Origin of the sequence: Streptomyces sp. NPDC086147, from assembly GCF_040702165.1 — a bacterium.
Taxonomy (GTDB): Bacteria; Actinomycetota; Actinomycetes; order Streptomycetales; family Streptomycetaceae; genus Streptomyces.
The window spans coordinates 686361-700785 of sequence record NZ_JBFBJO010000002.1 but is presented as its reverse complement, the minus strand read 5'-3'; the positions used below and the strand labels follow the sequence as shown (position 1 = coordinate 700785).

Sequence of the window (14425 nt, the reverse complement as noted above, 5' to 3'; positions counted from 1 at the left end):
TTCACCGAGCGAGCGCTCGGTAACCTCACTTTCGCACATCGTGGACCGAGCGAGCGCTCGGTAACCACGACCCGCGTACGGCGCGGGCAGGAGGGACGAGAGATGACGGTTCCCGAGAACCCCCCTGCGGGCTTCCCGCTCCCCACCGGTGCCGAGGCGAGGACGGCGGCCGTCCACGACTCCCTCGTGGACGCGTGGAGGGAGCGCGTGGTGAGGAATCCGGAGGGCGCCGCGCTGCGCTACTTCGACGGCGTCCTGTCCGCGCGGGAGGTGGACTCCGCGTCGGACGCCCTGGCCGCCGCGTTCGAGGCGCGCGGAACCGGGCGCGGCGACCGCGTCGGGGTGTACCTGCAGAACGTCCCGCAGTACGCGCTGGTGCTGCTGGCCCTGTGGAAGCTGGGGGCCACGGCGCTGGGGCTCAATCCGATGTACCGGCGGCAGGAGCTGCGCCGGATCGTCGACGACGCCGGGGCGGTCGGGCTCGTCTGCGCGGACGCCGACGCCGAGGAGACGCTCGGCACCGTGGCGGGGAGCACGGTCCGGTGGCTGATCAGCACCTCGGCCCTCGACTACCAGTCCCGCGACGACGCCCGGGTCTTCCCGACGACCGAACGCCCCGCCCCCGCGCCGGACGGCGACCTCGTCGCGCTGATCGGGGAGTTCGCCGGCCGCCGCCCCTCCCCGGTGCGGACGGGCCGCGACGACCTCGCGTTCCTGACGTACACCTCCGGTACGACCGGGCCGCCGAAGGGCGCCATGAACACCCACGGCAACGTCCTGAGCGTGGTGGAGACCTGCGCGGCGTGGACCGGCGTGAGCGACGGGGACGTGGTGCTCGCCGTCGCCCCGCTGTTCCACGTCACCGGGGCGGTGGTCAACGCGGCGATCTCCCTGCTCACCGACACCGTGCTCGTCCTGACGGGCCGGTTCCACCCCGAGGTCGCCCTGGAGGCCTTCGCCGAGCACGGGGTGACCTTCACGATCGGCTCCATCACGACGTTCAACGCGATCCACGAGCTGCCGCAGGCCGGTCCCGAGCACTTCGCCGCGGTGAAGACCCTGTACTCCGGCGGCGCGCCGATCCCGCCGGCGACCGTCGTGCGGTTCCAGGAGCGGTTCGGCGTCTATATCCACAACGGCTACGGGATGACCGAGACGACGTCCGCCGTCATCGCCGTGCCGCCGGGGACCAGGGCGCCCGTCCACCCGGCGAGCGGAACGCTGTCCATCGGCAAGCCGCTGCCGGGCCTCACCGCGCGGGTCGTGGACCTGCATGGCAATCCCGTCCCCGACGGGGAGCAGGGCGAGCTGGAGCTGAGCGGGCCGCAGATCGTGCCCGGGTACTGGGGCAAGCCCGAGGCCACCGAGCGGACGATGCCGGGCGGCCTGCTCCGCACCGGTGACGTCGCCGTCATCGACGAGGAGGGCTGGGTCTACCTCGTGGACCGGCTCAAGGACCAGATCAACGTGTCCGGCTACAAGGTCTGGCCGCGCGAGGTCGAGGACGCGCTGTACGAGCACCCCTCGGTGCTCGAAGCCGCGGTCGTCGGTCGGCCGGACGACTACCGGGGCGAGACGGTCGTCGCCTACGTCTCGCTCAAGACGGGCCTGAACGCCACCCAGGAGGAGCTGATCGCCTTCTCCCGCGACCGCCTGGCCGCCTACAAGTGCCCCCGGCGGGTCCACTTCGTCGCCGACCTGCCCAAGACCCAGAGCGGCAAGATCCGGCGCGCCGAACTCCGCGAGACCGGCGCCGCCGGGCCGTCCACCCCTGCGAAGGACTGATCCGTTGAACCAGAACAGCACCGGCCGGGACCGGTTCCGGGGCCGTGTCGCCGTCGTGACCGGCGCCAGCCGCGGCATCGGCCTGGCCGTCGCCGAACTGCTCGTGTCCGAGGGGGCACGGGTCTGCCTCACCGCGCGCAAGGCGGGACCGCTCGAAGAGGCCGCGGCCGCCCTCCCGCCGGGCAGCGTCGTCACGGTCGCCGGCAGGGCGGACGATCCCGAACACCGCCGCGAGGTCTTCGACACCGTCGCCCGCGAGTTCGGCGGGCTCGACGTCCTGGTGAACAACGCCGGGATCAACCCGGCCTACGGCCCCCTCACCGCGCTGGACCTCGACGTCGCCCGCAAGATCCTGGAGATCAACGTCCTCGGCACCCTCGCCTGGGTCCAGGACGCGGTGGCGCGCCGGGACCTGGGCTTCGCCGAACGCCGCGGGGCCGTCGTCAACCTCTCCTCCGTGACCGGGGAGACCCCGGCGCCCGGGATCGGGCTCTACGGGGTGAGCAAGGCCGCCGTGTCGCACCTGACCAGGACGCTGGCCGTCGAGCTCGGCCCGGAGATCCGCGTCAACGCCGTGGCGCCGGCCGTGGTCAAGACGCGGTTCGCCGAAGCCCTGTACGAGGGCAGGGAGGACGAGGTCGCCGGGGACTACCCCCTGAAGCGCCTCGGCCTCCCCGCCGACATCGCCTCCGCCGTGGCCTATCTGGCCTCGGACCAGGCCTCCTGGGTCACCGGTCACGTCCTCACCGTCGACGGCGGTCTGACGGCCGCCGGCGGCACCGCGTGAGAACCGCGCCCGCACGCGCGTCCGGACCCGAACCCCACCCCGTGCCCGCACCCGAAAGGACCGTCATGACCTTCAGCGATCTCCCTCCCGATGTGGAGGAACTGCGGGAGCGCACGCGCCGGTTCGTGCGCGAGACCGTCATCGGCGCGGAACCCGCGCCCGGCGAACGCCTCGACCCGGCCATCCGCGCGCGGCTGCAGGCGGCGGCGAAGGAGGCCGGCGTCTTCGCGCCGCACGTGCCGAAGGAGTACGGCGGGCAGGGCCTGGCCATCGAGCACTGGTCACCGATCCTCCAGGAGGCCGGCTACTCGCCGATCGGCCCCAGTGCGCTCAACTGCATGGCCCCCGACGAGGGGAACACGCACATGCTGAACCTGATCGGGACCGAGGAGCAGAAGGAGCGGTACCTCGCGCCCCTGGCCGCGGGAGAGATCCGGTCCTGCTTCGGCATGACCGAGCCCCATCCGGGAGCGGGTTCCGACCCGGCGGCGCTGCGGACCCGGGCCGTGCGCACCGACGGCGGCTGGATCCTCGACGGGCACAAGCGGTTCACCAGCGGCGCCGTCGGCGCCGGGTTCTGCATCGTGATGGCACGGACCCCGGCCGTGGACGGCGCCCCCGAGGGGGCCACCATGTTCGTGGTCGACATGGCGAACCCCGGCATCCGGGTCGGCGAGCCGATCCACACCGTCGACCGCGCCATCGACGGCGGCCACCCCCACCTGTACCTCGACGACTGCTTCGTCCCCGACGAGGCCGTGCTCGGCGAGGCCGGGCTCGGCTTCCGGTACGCCCAGGTGCGGCTCGGCCCGGCGCGCCTCACCCACTGCATGCGGTGGCTGGGCCTGGCGTGGCGGTCGCTGGACATCGCGCTCGACCGGGCCGGGCGGCGGGAGCTGTTCGGCGGTCCGCTCGACTCGCTCGGCCTGGCGCAGAACCTCATCGCCGAGTCGGTGATCGACATCGAGACGTCCGACGCGATCATCACCAAGACCGCGGCGCTGCTCCACAGCGATCCGAAGGCGGGCTCGGCGATGTCCTCGATCGCGAAGGTGCACTGCTCGGAGGCGATCCACCGGGTGATCGACCGCGCCGTCCAGATCTGCGGCGGGGACGGGGGCTCCGACGGCCTCCCGCTGGCCCAGTACCTCAACGAGGTCCGCCCGTTCCGCATCTACGACGGCTCCAACGAGACCCACCGGTGGGCCATCGCCCGCCGGGCCTCGGCCGGCCGAAAGGCCGAGGTCCGGGCCGGCGAGCCGTACCGGGGCGACGCGGTCGTCGGCCGGGACGGGGGCGCGTGATGCACACGGTCCCCGACGGGGTGGAGGTCGTCGCGAGCCGGGACGCGGCCCGGCACCTCGACAGCCCGCCCCTCCTGGTCGTCGACACGGTCACCGCCTTCCTCGACGCGCACGGCGTCGGGCACGGTCCGATCGCGTGGCGGCGCATCGGCGACGGCCAGTCCAACGTCACGTATCTGATCGAGCGCGGCGGCGACCGGGTCGTCCTCCGGCGCGGTCCGCGCCCGCCGCTGCCGAAGTCGACGCACGACATGGTCCGCGAGGCCCGCGTCCAGAGGATCCTCCGCGGGCACGGGGTGCCGGTGCCGGAGATCCTCGCCGTCTGCGAGGACGAGTCGCTCCTGGGCGTGCCGTTCTACCTGATGTCCCACCTCGACGGGACGGTCGTCACCGACACGGTCCCGGCCCGCCTCTCCCCGCTCGCGCAGCGCCGCGCCACCAGCGAGGCGGTCGTCGACGCCCTGGTCGCGCTGCACCGCATCGACGTGACCGAGGGGGAGCTCGCCTCCCTGGGGTCCCCCGACGGATACCTCCGCCGCCAGGTCGAGCGCTTCAGCGGGCTGTGGGAGGTCAACGCCTCGCGCGGCCTCCCCGCGGTGGAGCGGATCGCGGACTGGCTCGGCCGCAACCTGCCGACGGGCGGGACGGCCTCGGTGGTCCACGGCGACTACCGCATGGGCAACCTCATGTTCGCCCCGGAGGCGCCCGCCCGGATCGTCGCGATCCTGGACTGGGAGATGGCCACGCTCGGCGATCCGCTGGCGGACCTGGGCTATCTGACCGCCACCTGGTCCGAGGCGGGCACGCCCTCCACTCCCCTGGAGCTGACACCGGTGACCCGGGCGCCCGGCTACCTCACCCGGCGCCGGCTGGCGGACCGCTACCGGTCCGGCACCGGCCTCGACCTCACCGCGCTCCCCTGGTACCAGACCCTCGCCCTGTGGAAGGCGGCGATCTTCTGCGAGGCGATCTACACCCGCTGGCGGCGCGGTGAGCGCCCGCACGACACGGACTTCGGTCCGTCCCTCGAAGCGGGCGTCCCCCGCCTGCTGAGCACGGCGGCCCAGTACGCCGGCCTGATCGCGACCCCCCGCGTCTGACGCCCGGCGACGTCCCGGCACCGCCCCACCCCTTCCCCCGCCCCACCCCTTCCCCACGTCCCACCCCACCCCTCGGCGCCGGACGCCACTCCGTCCTGCCCGGGCACAGCGAAGGAGCAGCCATGAGCGACGCGAAGACAGACCCCGGGGCGGCGACCGGGGAGGGGGACGGGACCGCGCCCACCCTGCGGTCGAGGCGCAAGTCCCTCTTCGCCAGCACGGTCGGCAACGTCCTGGAGTGGTACGAGTGGAGCGCCTACGCGGTGTTCGCGCCCTTCATCGCCACCGTCATGTTCCATCCGTCCGACCGGGTGTCGGCGCTGCTGTCGACGCTGGCCGTCTTCGCGGTCGGCTTCCTGATGCGCCCGCTGGGCGGCATCGTCTTCGGGCGGATCGCCGACCGGCGGGGCCGCAAGTTCGTGCTGGTCACCACCATGCTGATGATGGCCGGCGGCAGCCTCGTCATCGGCCTCATGCCCACCTACGCCTCGATCGGGGCCTGGGCCTCGCTGATCCTCCTGCTCGCCCGCATGGCGCAGGGGTTCGCCCACGGCGGCGAGTCCGCGACGGCCAACACCTACGTCGCGGAGATCGCGCCGAGCGAGAAGCGCGGCCTGTGGGGAAGCATCGTGTTCGTCGCGATCTTCGGCGGTTCGGCCCTCGCCTACTCGGTGGGCGGGGCGGTGACGTCCGTGCTGTCCGACGACGCCGTCGCCCGGTGGGGCTGGCGCGTGCCCTTCCTTCTCGGCGCCCTCCTCGCCCTCGCCGCCCTCTACCTGCGCCGGAGCATGGACGAGAGCGAGGTGTTCGCCGAGGAGAAGGCGGGCGACGACACCGGGCCGCTGCCCCGCCGGCAGGTGGTCCGCGCCGTCCTGCTCGTCATCACGATGACCTCGGGGATCACGGCCGCCCACTACACCTGGACCTCGTACGTGTCCACGTACGCCATCACCCGGACGGGGATGGACGCGGGTGTCGCCTACTGGTGTTCGGTCGCGGCGCAGTGCGTCGCCCTGGCCACCCTTCCGCTGTGGGGGCTCCTGTCCGACAGGATCGGGCGCCGTCCGATGATGATCGCGTTCGCGGTGCTGATGATCGCCCTGCAGATCCCGCTCACCGGTTTGATCGGCCCGGAGGGCTGGACGCTCCTGGTGGCGTCCTCGGTGGCGCTCGCCGTGGTGGCGGCCCCGGGGGCGCTCCTGTCGGCCACGATGGCGGAGAACTTCCCGACCCGGGTGCGCACCCAGGGCATCGGGTTCGCGTACTCGGTCTCCGTCGCCGTCTTCGGGGGGACCGCGCCGTATCTGAACCAGCTCTTCGTCGAGTGGGGCGCGGCCCGGCTCTCCAGCCTCTACATCATGCTGCTGTGCGCGTTCACGGGCGTCGCGTGCTACCTGATGCGGGAGACCAGGGGGATCCACCTGAAGGACGCCTGACACGGCTCGCGGCGGGGTGGGCGGCAGGGCGAAGCCGTCGCGCGGGACGGCCCGGCCGGTCAGCGCCTCCTGCCGAGGAGCGGGTGGGTCCGGGAGACGGCCTTGGCGATGAAGGCGAAGGAGCGGGAGGTGTGCGGGGCGTAGACGAGGCTCAGGGTGTCGGGCCTGGTGGGCTTGGAGAGGACCGGCTTGCGGTGGCTGAAGGTGTCGAAGGACGTCCTGCCGTGGTAGGCGCCCGTGCCGGACTCCCCGACGCCGCCGAACGGCAGGTTCGGGACGCCGAGGTGGATCATCGGGGCGTTGTAGACGAGTCCGCCCGAGGAGGTCTGCGTGAGGAGGGCCCGCCGGGCCTTCCTGTCGCGGGTGAAGGCGTACAGGGAGAGGGGCTTGTCGCGGGCGTTGACGAAGTCGACGGCCTCGTGGACGTCGCGCACGGTCAGGACCGGCAGGATCGGGCCGAAGATCTCCTCGGTCATGACGGGGGCGCCGGACGGCACGTCGGTCAGCACGGTGGGGGCGATGTAGCGGTCCTCCGTGTCGCAGGCGCCTCCGGTGAGGAGCTCGCCCTCCGCCGTGAGGCCGGTCAGGCGCCGGAAGTGGCGGTCGTTGACGATGCGTCCGTAGTCGGAGCTGGTGCGGGGGTCGGGGCCGAACATCCGGTGGACGGCCTTCGGCAGCGCGTCCAGGAGGGAGTCGCGGGCGGTCCGTGTGACGAGGACGTAGTCGGGGGCGACGCAGGTCTGGCCGGCGTTGGTGAACTTGCCCCAGGCCAGCCGGCGCGCGGTGACGGCCATGTCGGCGGTCTCGTCGACGAAGACGGGCGACTTGCCGCCGAGTTCGAGGGTGACGGGGGTCAGGTTCTTCGCCGCGGCGGCGGCCACGACGCGCCCGACCGTGCCGTTGCCGGTGTAGAAGATGTGGTCGAAGCGCTGCGCGAGCAGCAGGGTCGTCTCCTCCACCGCTCCTTCGACGACGGCGACGGCCTCCACGTAGCGGGGCAGGAGGTCGGCGAGCAGGGCGCTGGTGGCCGGGGCGAGTTCGCTGGGTTTGACGACGGCCGCGTTGCCGGCGGCCAGGGCGCCGACCAGCGGGTTCAGCGTGAGGGTCACCGGATAGTTCCAGGGCGCGATGATCAGGCAGACGCCGAGGGGCTCGGGGTGGATGCGGGCCGTCGCCGGTTTGATGTTCAGGGGGACGGAGACCCGCCGGGGCCTCATCCAGCGGTCCAGGTGGCGCAGGGCGTGCTCGATCTCGGCCAGGACTCCGCCGATCTCGGTGAGGTGCGACTCGGTGCGCCCCTTGCGCAGGTCGTCGTAGAGGGCTTCCTCGATGGCCGGGGTGTGGTCCCGGAGGAGGCGGCGCAGGGCGTGGAGCCGGCGCCGGCGCCCGGCCGCGGGCCGGGTGACGCCCGAGTCGAAGACGGCCCGGAGGTGTGCGACGGTCTCCGCGATGTCCTGTTCCTGCCGGGCCACGGACGCGGCGGCGGTTCCGGTCATGGGTACGCGTGCCTTCCAGGTGGTTCCGGTGGTGTCGTGCCGGATCGTGGGTGGCGGCCTTCCATGGGGGACTCTCGTGACGGGTCGTGGGTGGTGACCTCCCGTGCGGGTGCTCTCGGACGGGTCGTGAGCGGCGGCCTCCCGTGCGGGGACTCTCGTGCCGGATCGTGGTCAGCGGGTCTTCGCCGCCGCGGTGACGTCGGCGACGATGCGTTCGGCGAGGCGTTCGGAAGAGGGCGGGTTCTGCCCGGTGTACAGGTTGCGGTCGACGACCACGTACGGCCGCAGGGGCAGCCGGGCCTTGGAGTACTGCGCGCCGCTCTCCCGCAGCCGGTCCTCAAGCAGCCAGATCGCCCTGCGGCCGAAGCTGTTGAACTTCTCCTCCAGGTTCGACAGGCCCGTCATCCGGTAGCCGGTGAAGGGCCAGGACCCGTCCTCGTTCTTCGCCGCGAACGCCGCCGCCGGCGCGTGGCACAGCAGCGCCAGCGGCTTGCCCGAGGCCAGGACGCGGGTGAGCAGCGCGCCGGAGACCGGGTCGACCGACAGGTCCTCCATCGGGCCGTGTCCGCCCGGGTAGAAGACCACGTCGAAGTCGTCCGGATCGATCTCCTCCAGCGGCCGGGGGCTGTTCAGCTCGCCCCGGATCATCTCCAGGTACGCGGCCACCTCGCGCAGCTTCGAGGGCCACCCGGCGGTCTTGGACATGCTCAGCCGGTCCAGCGTCGGCACCTTCCCGCCCGGCGTCGCGATCGTGATCTCCCACCCGGCCCCGGAGAAGATCTTGTGCGGCATCGCCAGTTCCTCGCCCCAGAAACCCGACGGATGCACCTCCCCGTCCCGCAACGTCCACCGATCGGCCGCCGACACCACGAACAGCACCCTGGTCACCACGGACCCTCCTCCTGCCGAAACCGGTTCACCGGCGTTCCGACGGGCGCGTCGACCGGGACGCGCCGCGCGGGGCTCACTCCATCATCCGCCCGGGGCGGGACGCGGGCGACCGGGCTTCCCCGTCGGCGGCCCTACGTCCCCGGCGCCGTGCGCCCCGCAGCCCCGCCCGTCTCCGTCCCGGAAGGTCCCGCGTCCGCGGCGCGGCGCTGCCGCAGCACCGCCGCGAGCATGGTGACGAGGACGCCGACGACCGCCCAGGCCGACAGCACCAGCAGGGCGGACGTCATGCCGTTGCCGTGGAAGTAGGAGACCGAGCGGGCCGCCCAGGTGCCCGCGCCCGGTGGCAGGGCAGGGCCGATCGCCTGCCAGAACGGTGGCAGCATCGGCGCGGGGAAGGCGCCGCCCGCGCTCGGGTTGCCCAGGATGACGACGAGCAGGATCGCCAGGCCGATGCCGATGACGCCGAAGAGGCCCTGGAGGGCGAGCGTCGCGGCGCCGACGGCGAAGATGAGCAGCGCGCCCAGCCCCCACAGCGCCCAGACGCTGCCCGGCAGGGCGTCCAGGACCGGCCCGACGATGATCGCGCCGCCGAGTCCGCCGGCGAGCGCGACCAGCGTCATCGTGCCCAGGCGGGTCGCCGCGCGGGTCGGGTTGGCCGGGCGGGCGCCGGCGCTGATCGCGAGGATCGAGGCGCACAGGTAGGCGCCGACGCACCAGCCGATGACCAGGTAGAACGACGACAGGCCGTTGAAGTCGTGCGGGGAGGCCGGGGCCACGTCGACCGTGCGGACGGTGCGCCCCTGGGCCTTGTCCACGGTGGCGATGAGCGTGCCCAGCGCGAGGGACAGGGCCCTGCCGCCGCCGGAGGCGACGAGCAGCGTGTCGGTGGTGCCGGCCGGGTTCACCACCAGCGCCCCGTAGAGGTCCCGGTTCACGATCTGCTCCCGGGCCGTCCGCTCGTCGGGCAGCGCGCGCGGGTCCAGCGGCGAGCCCGGCAGCCCGTCCAGGCGGTCCACCGTCTGCCCGGCCACGGCCTGCGGCGCCACCACGCCGAAGGACACGTCCTTGAGCCTGGGCTCGTGGAGGGCTCCCACGTAGGAGGCGACGAACAGCAGTTGGAGGGCGATCACCCCGATCACCAGCAGGGTGGCCCGTGGAGTGACGGCGTCCTTCACCTCGGACAAGGTGCTCTGTCTCATGGTGTCCACGGTCCGGGAGGAGAGGCCCCCGCGCAGGCGGGAAGCACCCGAACGGCTGTCGACACGCCGGGGGACGTGCCGGGGCCCCACCGGTGGCCGGGCGCGGGCCGCCCGTCCGCGACGCGGCCCACACCCTTCAATGTTTGCACCGATTACATACATGCCCTAATGTGAGTAGTGCAAACATCGTAGGCGATCGAGTGATCACGAAGGAAGAGAGAATCCGTATGACCAGCGAGCTGTTCTCACCGCTGCCCCTGCGCTCCGGGCAGGTGCTGAAGAACCGGATCGCGAAGGCGGCCATGGAGGAGAACATGGCCGGTGACGGCCAGCTCCCCGACGAGCAGCTGTTCACGCTGTACCGGAGCTGGGCCGCCGGCGGCACCGGGCTGCTGATCACCGGCAACGTCATGGTCCACGCCGAGGCGCTGACCGGCCCCGCCGGCGTCGTGCTCGACGAACACGCCCCACTGGCGCCGTTCACCGAGTGGGCGAAGGCCGCCAAGTCCGGGGGCGGCGCGATATGGATGCAGATCAACCACCCCGGCCGCCAGGTGGCCTCCGACATGCCCGGCGTGGTGTGGGGCCCGTCCGACATCGGCGTCAGCCTGGGCAGGCACAGCGGCCGCTTCGGCCGCCCGACCGCCATGACCCCGCGGCAGATCGAGGAGACCGTCACGCGGTACGCCGTGACCGCGCGACGCGCCGAAGAGGCCGGCTTCGACGGCGTCGAGGTCCACGCCGCCCACGGCTACCTGCTGTCGCAGTTCCTCTCCCCCCTGGTCAACAAGCGCACCGACCAGTGGGGCGGGTCCCTGGAGAACCGCGCCCGGATGCTGCTCGACATCGTCCGCGCGGTCCGGGCCTCCGTCTCCCCCTCCTTCGCGGTCGCGGTCAAGCTCAACTCCGCCGACTTCCAGCGCGGCGGCTTCGACGCCGACGACGCCCGCCAGGTCATCGGGATGCTCGAACCCCTCGGCGTCGACCTGGTCGAGCTCTCCGGCGGCAGCTACGAGAGCCCGGCCATGACCGGCCGCTCCACCGACACCCGTACGCAGGCGCGCGAGGCGTACTTCCTCGACCTGGCGAAGGATCTCGTCGGGACGAGCCCGCTGCCCCTGATGCTCACCGGCGGCATCACCAAGCGCGCGACGGCGGAGCGGGTCCTCGACAGCGGCGTGGCGGTCGTCGGCATGGGCACCGCCCTCGCCGTCACCCCCGACCTGCCCGACCGCTGGCACCGGAGCCGCGAGGCCGACCGCCCCATGCGGCCGGTGAACTGGTCCGACAAGGCCCTCGCCTCCGCCGCGAGCATGGCCCAGGTCCGCCACCAGATGCGCCGCCTCGCCCGGGGCAGCGGCACCAGGCCCGGCACCCACCCGGTGATCGCCCTGATCTCCGAACAGCGCAAGCAGCGCAAGGCCCTGCGGAGCTACCGCACGTGGCTGGCCAAGCCCCGGGGCGCGGCCTGAGCGGTCCCGCCCACGGAAACAGGGCCGGCGGGGACGGCGGAAGGGAGGCGGCGGGCAGGACGGCCCGCCGATCGTCCCGGTTTCCTCTTCCCTCTCGATCACCTAGGATGTATGCGGCGTTCACATTAGGGAGAAAGTGTGATCACCATGGACATTGAGGATGTGCGATCCATGCCCCAGCCCGGCACCTATCACCACGGCGACCTGCGCGCCGCCTGCCTGCGCGCCGCGCGCGAACTCCTGGAGGAGGACGGCAGCGCGGGACTCTCGCTGCGCGCGGTCGCCCGGCGGGCCGGGGTGTCGGCCACCGCTCCCTACCGCCACTACGCCGACCGCGACGCGCTCGTCTCCGCCGTGGCCGCCGAGGGGTACCGCGAACTGGCCGGACACCTGGCCGAGGCCCACCCCGCGCCCTCGACGCCCGACGAACTCGCCGCGGTGGCCGTCGCCTACGTGCGGTTCGCACTGGAGCACCCGGCCCTGTTCCGGGCGATGTTCGCCGAGCCCTGCGACCCGACGAGCGAGGAGCGGGTCGCCGCGACCGCCGCCATCTCCGAGTACGTCCGCGGGATCGTGCGCGCCACCTTCCCCGGCGTGGACGCGGACGCCCTGTCGACCACGGTGTGGGCCCTCGTCCACGGGCTCGCCTTCCTGCACCTCGACGGCAAGCTCGACACCTCCACGCCCGAGGCCGTCGCCGCCCAGGTCGACGGCGCCGTCCACGCGCTGTTCCACGCCTCCCCGGCGATGTCCCGGACCGCGGAGACCGCGCGGACGCCCGGCTAGCCCCCTCGACACCGGCACCGTTGCGGATCGACGTCGTCCCGGACCCGTGCGCCCGGTCCGGCGTCAGCGGTGGTCCGCGGCGAACCGCTCCACGATCCGCTCCAGGCCGCCCACCAGCAGGTCGACGAGTTCGGGCCCGGTGACGACCTCGTCGGTGGCGCCGAGGGCCATCTCCTCGGCCATGGCCGGCCAGCCCCGTACGGCGAGCCGGTGCAGGGGCGTGGGGACGTGGACGCCGGCGGCCTCCAGAACGCGGTCGGTCAGCACCTCGCGGTTCTCCTCGAAGACCTCCAGGACCAGTTCGTCGCCGCCCGCCGCGGCCCGTACGACGGCCACGTAGTTGCTCCTGCGGCGCTGGACGAAGGAGACGAAGCCGTCGACGATCCCCCGGACCCGCTCCGTCGGCGTGCCCTCCTCCGGCGCCTCCGCGTGCGTCAGCAGCCGGCGACCGCCCGCCCGGACCACGGCGACGTAGTGGTCGCGCTTGCTCGGGAAGTAGTGGAAGAGCAGGCCCCGGGAGATGCCGGCCTCGGCGGCCACCTCGTCGACGGACATCTCGTGGATGGGACGGGTGGTGAGCAGACGCAGTCCGATGTCGATCAGCTGCGCCCGGCGTTCCTCCGGCTTCAGCCGCACACGGGTCGGCGCGGTCCTCGCGGTCACGGTCACCCACCCTGGGCCGCTGAGCATTGCTCGACAAGGCGCCGCCTACCCCTGCTCGTCGCCGCCGAGGGGTTCGCGGCGCAGGCGCCTGGAGCGCAGGACCAGGAGCATCTCGAACCGGCGGTCGGGGTCGTCGAGCACGTCGCCCCACAGTTCGCGGATCTGCCGCAGGCGGTAGCGGGCCGTCTGGGGGTGCACGCCCAGACGGTGGGCGACCTCCGGGGCCCCGCCGGAGGTCTCGATCCAGGCGAGCAGCGTGTCGGCGAGACGTCTCGCCTGGGCGGGGGCGACGTCGTTCAGGGGCGTCAGGCAGCGCGCGGCCGCCGCGTCCATGAGCTCCTGGGAGGGCAGCAGGAGCAGTTCCTCCACGCGGTCCGTGCAGTGGTGCAGTCCGCCGTGGGACAGGAGGCCGTCCTCGATCAGCCGGACGGCGGTCTCCGCCCAGCGCAAGGACTCCACGGCGGCGGCGAGCGGCACCGTCGGCCCGATCGCGCCGGACCAGCCGGCCGTGGCCCGGCGGACGTGGTCGGCACGGCCGGCGACGCCCGGGTCGGGGACGACCACGCGGGGCTGTTCGCTCTCCATGTCGAGGAGGACGCCCCGGCCGAGCGCGGGGGCGACCGCCTCGCGGGCGGGCCGGATCAGCACGCCGATCGCGACGGTCTCCGGCAGCTCCCAGCCGATGCGGGCGGCGCGCTCCCCGAGGGCCTGGGCGGGGTCGGAGTGCCGGCCCGACAGCAGCCGGTCGATCAGCCTCCGCTGGAGGCGCAGGCGCTCGCCCTCCTGTCGGGCCGCCGCCTCGGCGTAGCCGCGCACCGACTGCTCGACCAGGCCGTCCAGGTACTTGAAGCCGGCCTCGGCGAGTTCGTACATGGCGGGCGCCGCGATGTCGACCTGCTGGCCGATCTCGGCGAACCGCCGCCAGGCGAGCCGGACGCCGAGGCGGTAGACGGCCTGGAGTGAGTCGAGGCTGCGTCCTCTCAGACCCTCCACCCGGCCGAACTCCTGGAAGACCTCGTCGGGCACGCGCGAGTCGGCCTCCCCGGACAGGAGCTGCTGGACGAAGCCCTCGATGGCGCGCCGGATGCCGACGAGGGACTTCGGTTCGCCGGACTCGGGCTCCACGGGGCGCTGCCGGGGGAAGTCGTGGCGGATCGCGCGGAGGATCTCCCCCGCCAGGTCCGCCGACTCGGACAGCACGATGGCGGCGAACCGGTCCACCTTCGGTTGGGGGACATCGCCCCAGACGAGTCGGGTCATCGGCTCGCCGGGGCCGTGTCATAGGTGACCAGCGGCACGTTCGGCTGCTCCGGTACGGCGTCGAGCACGGCCACGATCCCGAAGGCGGCGCCCACGGCCAGCACCGCGGCGATCACGACGGTTCCCGTTGCGGCGATCAGTCTGCTCATTGTGTCGGGTCAGCTCCTCGTTGGAGACGCCCTACCCCGGCCCCCACAGCCGACGCACAGTGTCAGCAGGACATTGACATCTCGTCAAGTGCTGCCT

The 14425-nt window shown here is 73.0% G+C and carries 13 protein-coding genes; 7 read left to right on the top strand and 6 right to left on the bottom strand.

Going from position 1 to position 14425, the window contains the following annotated elements:
* Positions 1–102: 102 nt before the first annotated feature.
* The 5 genes from AB0398_RS07725 (at position 103) to AB0398_RS07705 (ending at position 6412) form a co-directional block, all read left to right on the top strand.
* Positions 103–1785, top strand: a complete 1683-nt coding sequence (locus AB0398_RS07725; RefSeq protein ID WP_366372939.1) for an AMP-binding protein — start codon at positions 103–105, stop codon at positions 1783–1785.
* A gap of 4 nt (positions 1786–1789) precedes the next feature.
* Positions 1790–2572, top strand: a complete 783-nt coding sequence (locus AB0398_RS07720; RefSeq protein WP_366372938.1) for an SDR family oxidoreductase — start codon at positions 1790–1792, stop codon at positions 2570–2572.
* Positions 2573–2637: 65 nt separating this feature from the next.
* A complete protein-coding gene (locus AB0398_RS07715) occupies positions 2638–3876 on the top strand; it encodes an acyl-CoA dehydrogenase family protein (protein WP_366372937.1) in 1239 nt (412 codons plus the stop codon).
* Positions 3876–4976, top strand: a complete 1101-nt coding sequence (locus AB0398_RS07710; RefSeq protein ID WP_366372936.1) for a phosphotransferase family protein — start codon at positions 3876–3878, stop codon at positions 4974–4976. The genes AB0398_RS07715 and AB0398_RS07710 overlap by 1 nt, the downstream gene beginning before the upstream one ends.
* 122 nt (positions 4977–5098) lie before the next feature.
* A complete protein-coding gene (locus tag AB0398_RS07705) occupies positions 5099–6412 on the top strand; it encodes an MFS transporter (RefSeq protein WP_366372935.1) in 1314 nt (437 codons plus the stop codon).
* A 59-nt stretch (positions 6413–6471) separates the two neighbouring features.
* On the opposite strand, the gene AB0398_RS07700 is transcribed toward AB0398_RS07705, so the two are convergent.
* From AB0398_RS07700 to AB0398_RS07690, 3 genes are all read right to left on the bottom strand, one after another.
* Positions 6472–7953 carry an aldehyde dehydrogenase family protein gene (locus tag AB0398_RS07700; protein WP_366373033.1) on the bottom strand — a complete coding sequence of 494 codons (1482 nt, stop codon included), beginning with the start codon at positions 7951–7953 and terminating at the stop codon, positions 6472–6474.
* A 126-nt stretch (positions 7954–8079) separates the two neighbouring features.
* Positions 8080–8796, bottom strand: a complete 717-nt coding sequence (locus AB0398_RS07695) for a type 1 glutamine amidotransferase domain-containing protein (protein WP_366372934.1) — start codon at positions 8794–8796, stop codon at positions 8080–8082.
* Positions 8797–8930: 134 nt separating this feature from the next.
* The gene (locus tag AB0398_RS07690; protein WP_366372933.1) at positions 8931–9998 is read right to left on the bottom strand and encodes a DUF3533 domain-containing protein; all 1068 of its coding nucleotides are present in this window, start codon (positions 9996–9998) and stop codon (positions 8931–8933) included.
* A 227-nt stretch (positions 9999–10225) separates the two neighbouring features.
* Between AB0398_RS07690 and AB0398_RS07685 the strand changes: the two genes are divergently transcribed.
* A complete protein-coding gene (locus AB0398_RS07685; protein ID WP_366372932.1) occupies positions 10226–11470 on the top strand; it encodes an NADH:flavin oxidoreductase/NADH oxidase family protein in 1245 nt (414 codons plus the stop codon).
* A gap of 171 nt (positions 11471–11641) precedes the next feature.
* Positions 11642–12256, top strand: coding sequence for a TetR/AcrR family transcriptional regulator (locus tag AB0398_RS07680; protein ID WP_366372931.1), 615 nt, complete (start codon positions 11642–11644; stop codon positions 12254–12256).
* Positions 12257–12319: 63 nt separating this feature from the next.
* Here AB0398_RS07680 and AB0398_RS07675 read toward each other — a convergent pair whose 3' ends face one another.
* Genes AB0398_RS07675 through AB0398_RS07665 form a run of 3 tightly spaced genes read right to left on the bottom strand, consistent with a single transcriptional unit; the run spans position 12320 to position 14328 of the window.
* Positions 12320–12919: a TetR/AcrR family transcriptional regulator gene (locus tag AB0398_RS07675; RefSeq protein ID WP_366372930.1), complete on the bottom strand. Its 600-nt coding sequence runs from the start codon at positions 12917–12919 to the stop codon at positions 12320–12322.
* A gap of 45 nt (positions 12920–12964) precedes the next feature.
* Positions 12965–14179, bottom strand: coding sequence for a helix-turn-helix domain-containing protein (locus tag AB0398_RS07670; protein WP_366372929.1), 1215 nt, complete (start codon positions 14177–14179; stop codon positions 12965–12967).
* A complete protein-coding gene (locus AB0398_RS07665; RefSeq protein WP_167345333.1) occupies positions 14176–14328 on the bottom strand; it encodes a hypothetical protein in 153 nt (50 codons plus the stop codon). Before AB0398_RS07665 ends, AB0398_RS07670 begins: the two co-directional genes overlap by 4 nt.
* Positions 14329–14425 lie beyond the last annotated feature (97 nt).

Excerpts from the sequence above, each read along its gene's own strand:
- AB0398_RS07725 (WP_366372939.1), top strand. The coding sequence starts at position 103 with ATGACGGTTCCCGAGAACCCCCCTGCGGGCTTCCCGCTCCCCACCGGT.
- AB0398_RS07715 (WP_366372937.1), top strand. The coding sequence starts at position 2,638 with ATGACCTTCAGCGATCTCCCTCCCGATGTGGAGGAACTGCGGGAGCGC.
- AB0398_RS07710 (WP_366372936.1), top strand. The coding sequence starts at position 3,876 with ATGCACACGGTCCCCGACGGGGTGGAGGTCGTCGCGAGCCGGGACGCG.
- AB0398_RS07705 (WP_366372935.1), top strand. The coding sequence starts at position 5,099 with ATGAGCGACGCGAAGACAGACCCCGGGGCGGCGACCGGGGAGGGGGAC.
- AB0398_RS07690 (WP_366372933.1), bottom strand. The coding sequence starts at position 9,998 with ATGAGACAGAGCACCTTGTCCGAGGTGAAGGACGCCGTCACTCCACGG.
- AB0398_RS07685 (WP_366372932.1), top strand. The coding sequence starts at position 10,226 with ATGACCAGCGAGCTGTTCTCACCGCTGCCCCTGCGCTCCGGGCAGGTG.
- AB0398_RS07680 (WP_366372931.1), top strand. The coding sequence starts at position 11,642 with ATGCCCCAGCCCGGCACCTATCACCACGGCGACCTGCGCGCCGCCTGC.
- AB0398_RS07670 (WP_366372929.1), bottom strand. The coding sequence starts at position 14,179 with ATGACCCGACTCGTCTGGGGCGATGTCCCCCAACCGAAGGTGGACCGG.
- AB0398_RS07665 (WP_167345333.1), bottom strand. The coding sequence starts at position 14,328 with ATGAGCAGACTGATCGCCGCAACGGGAACCGTCGTGATCGCCGCGGTG.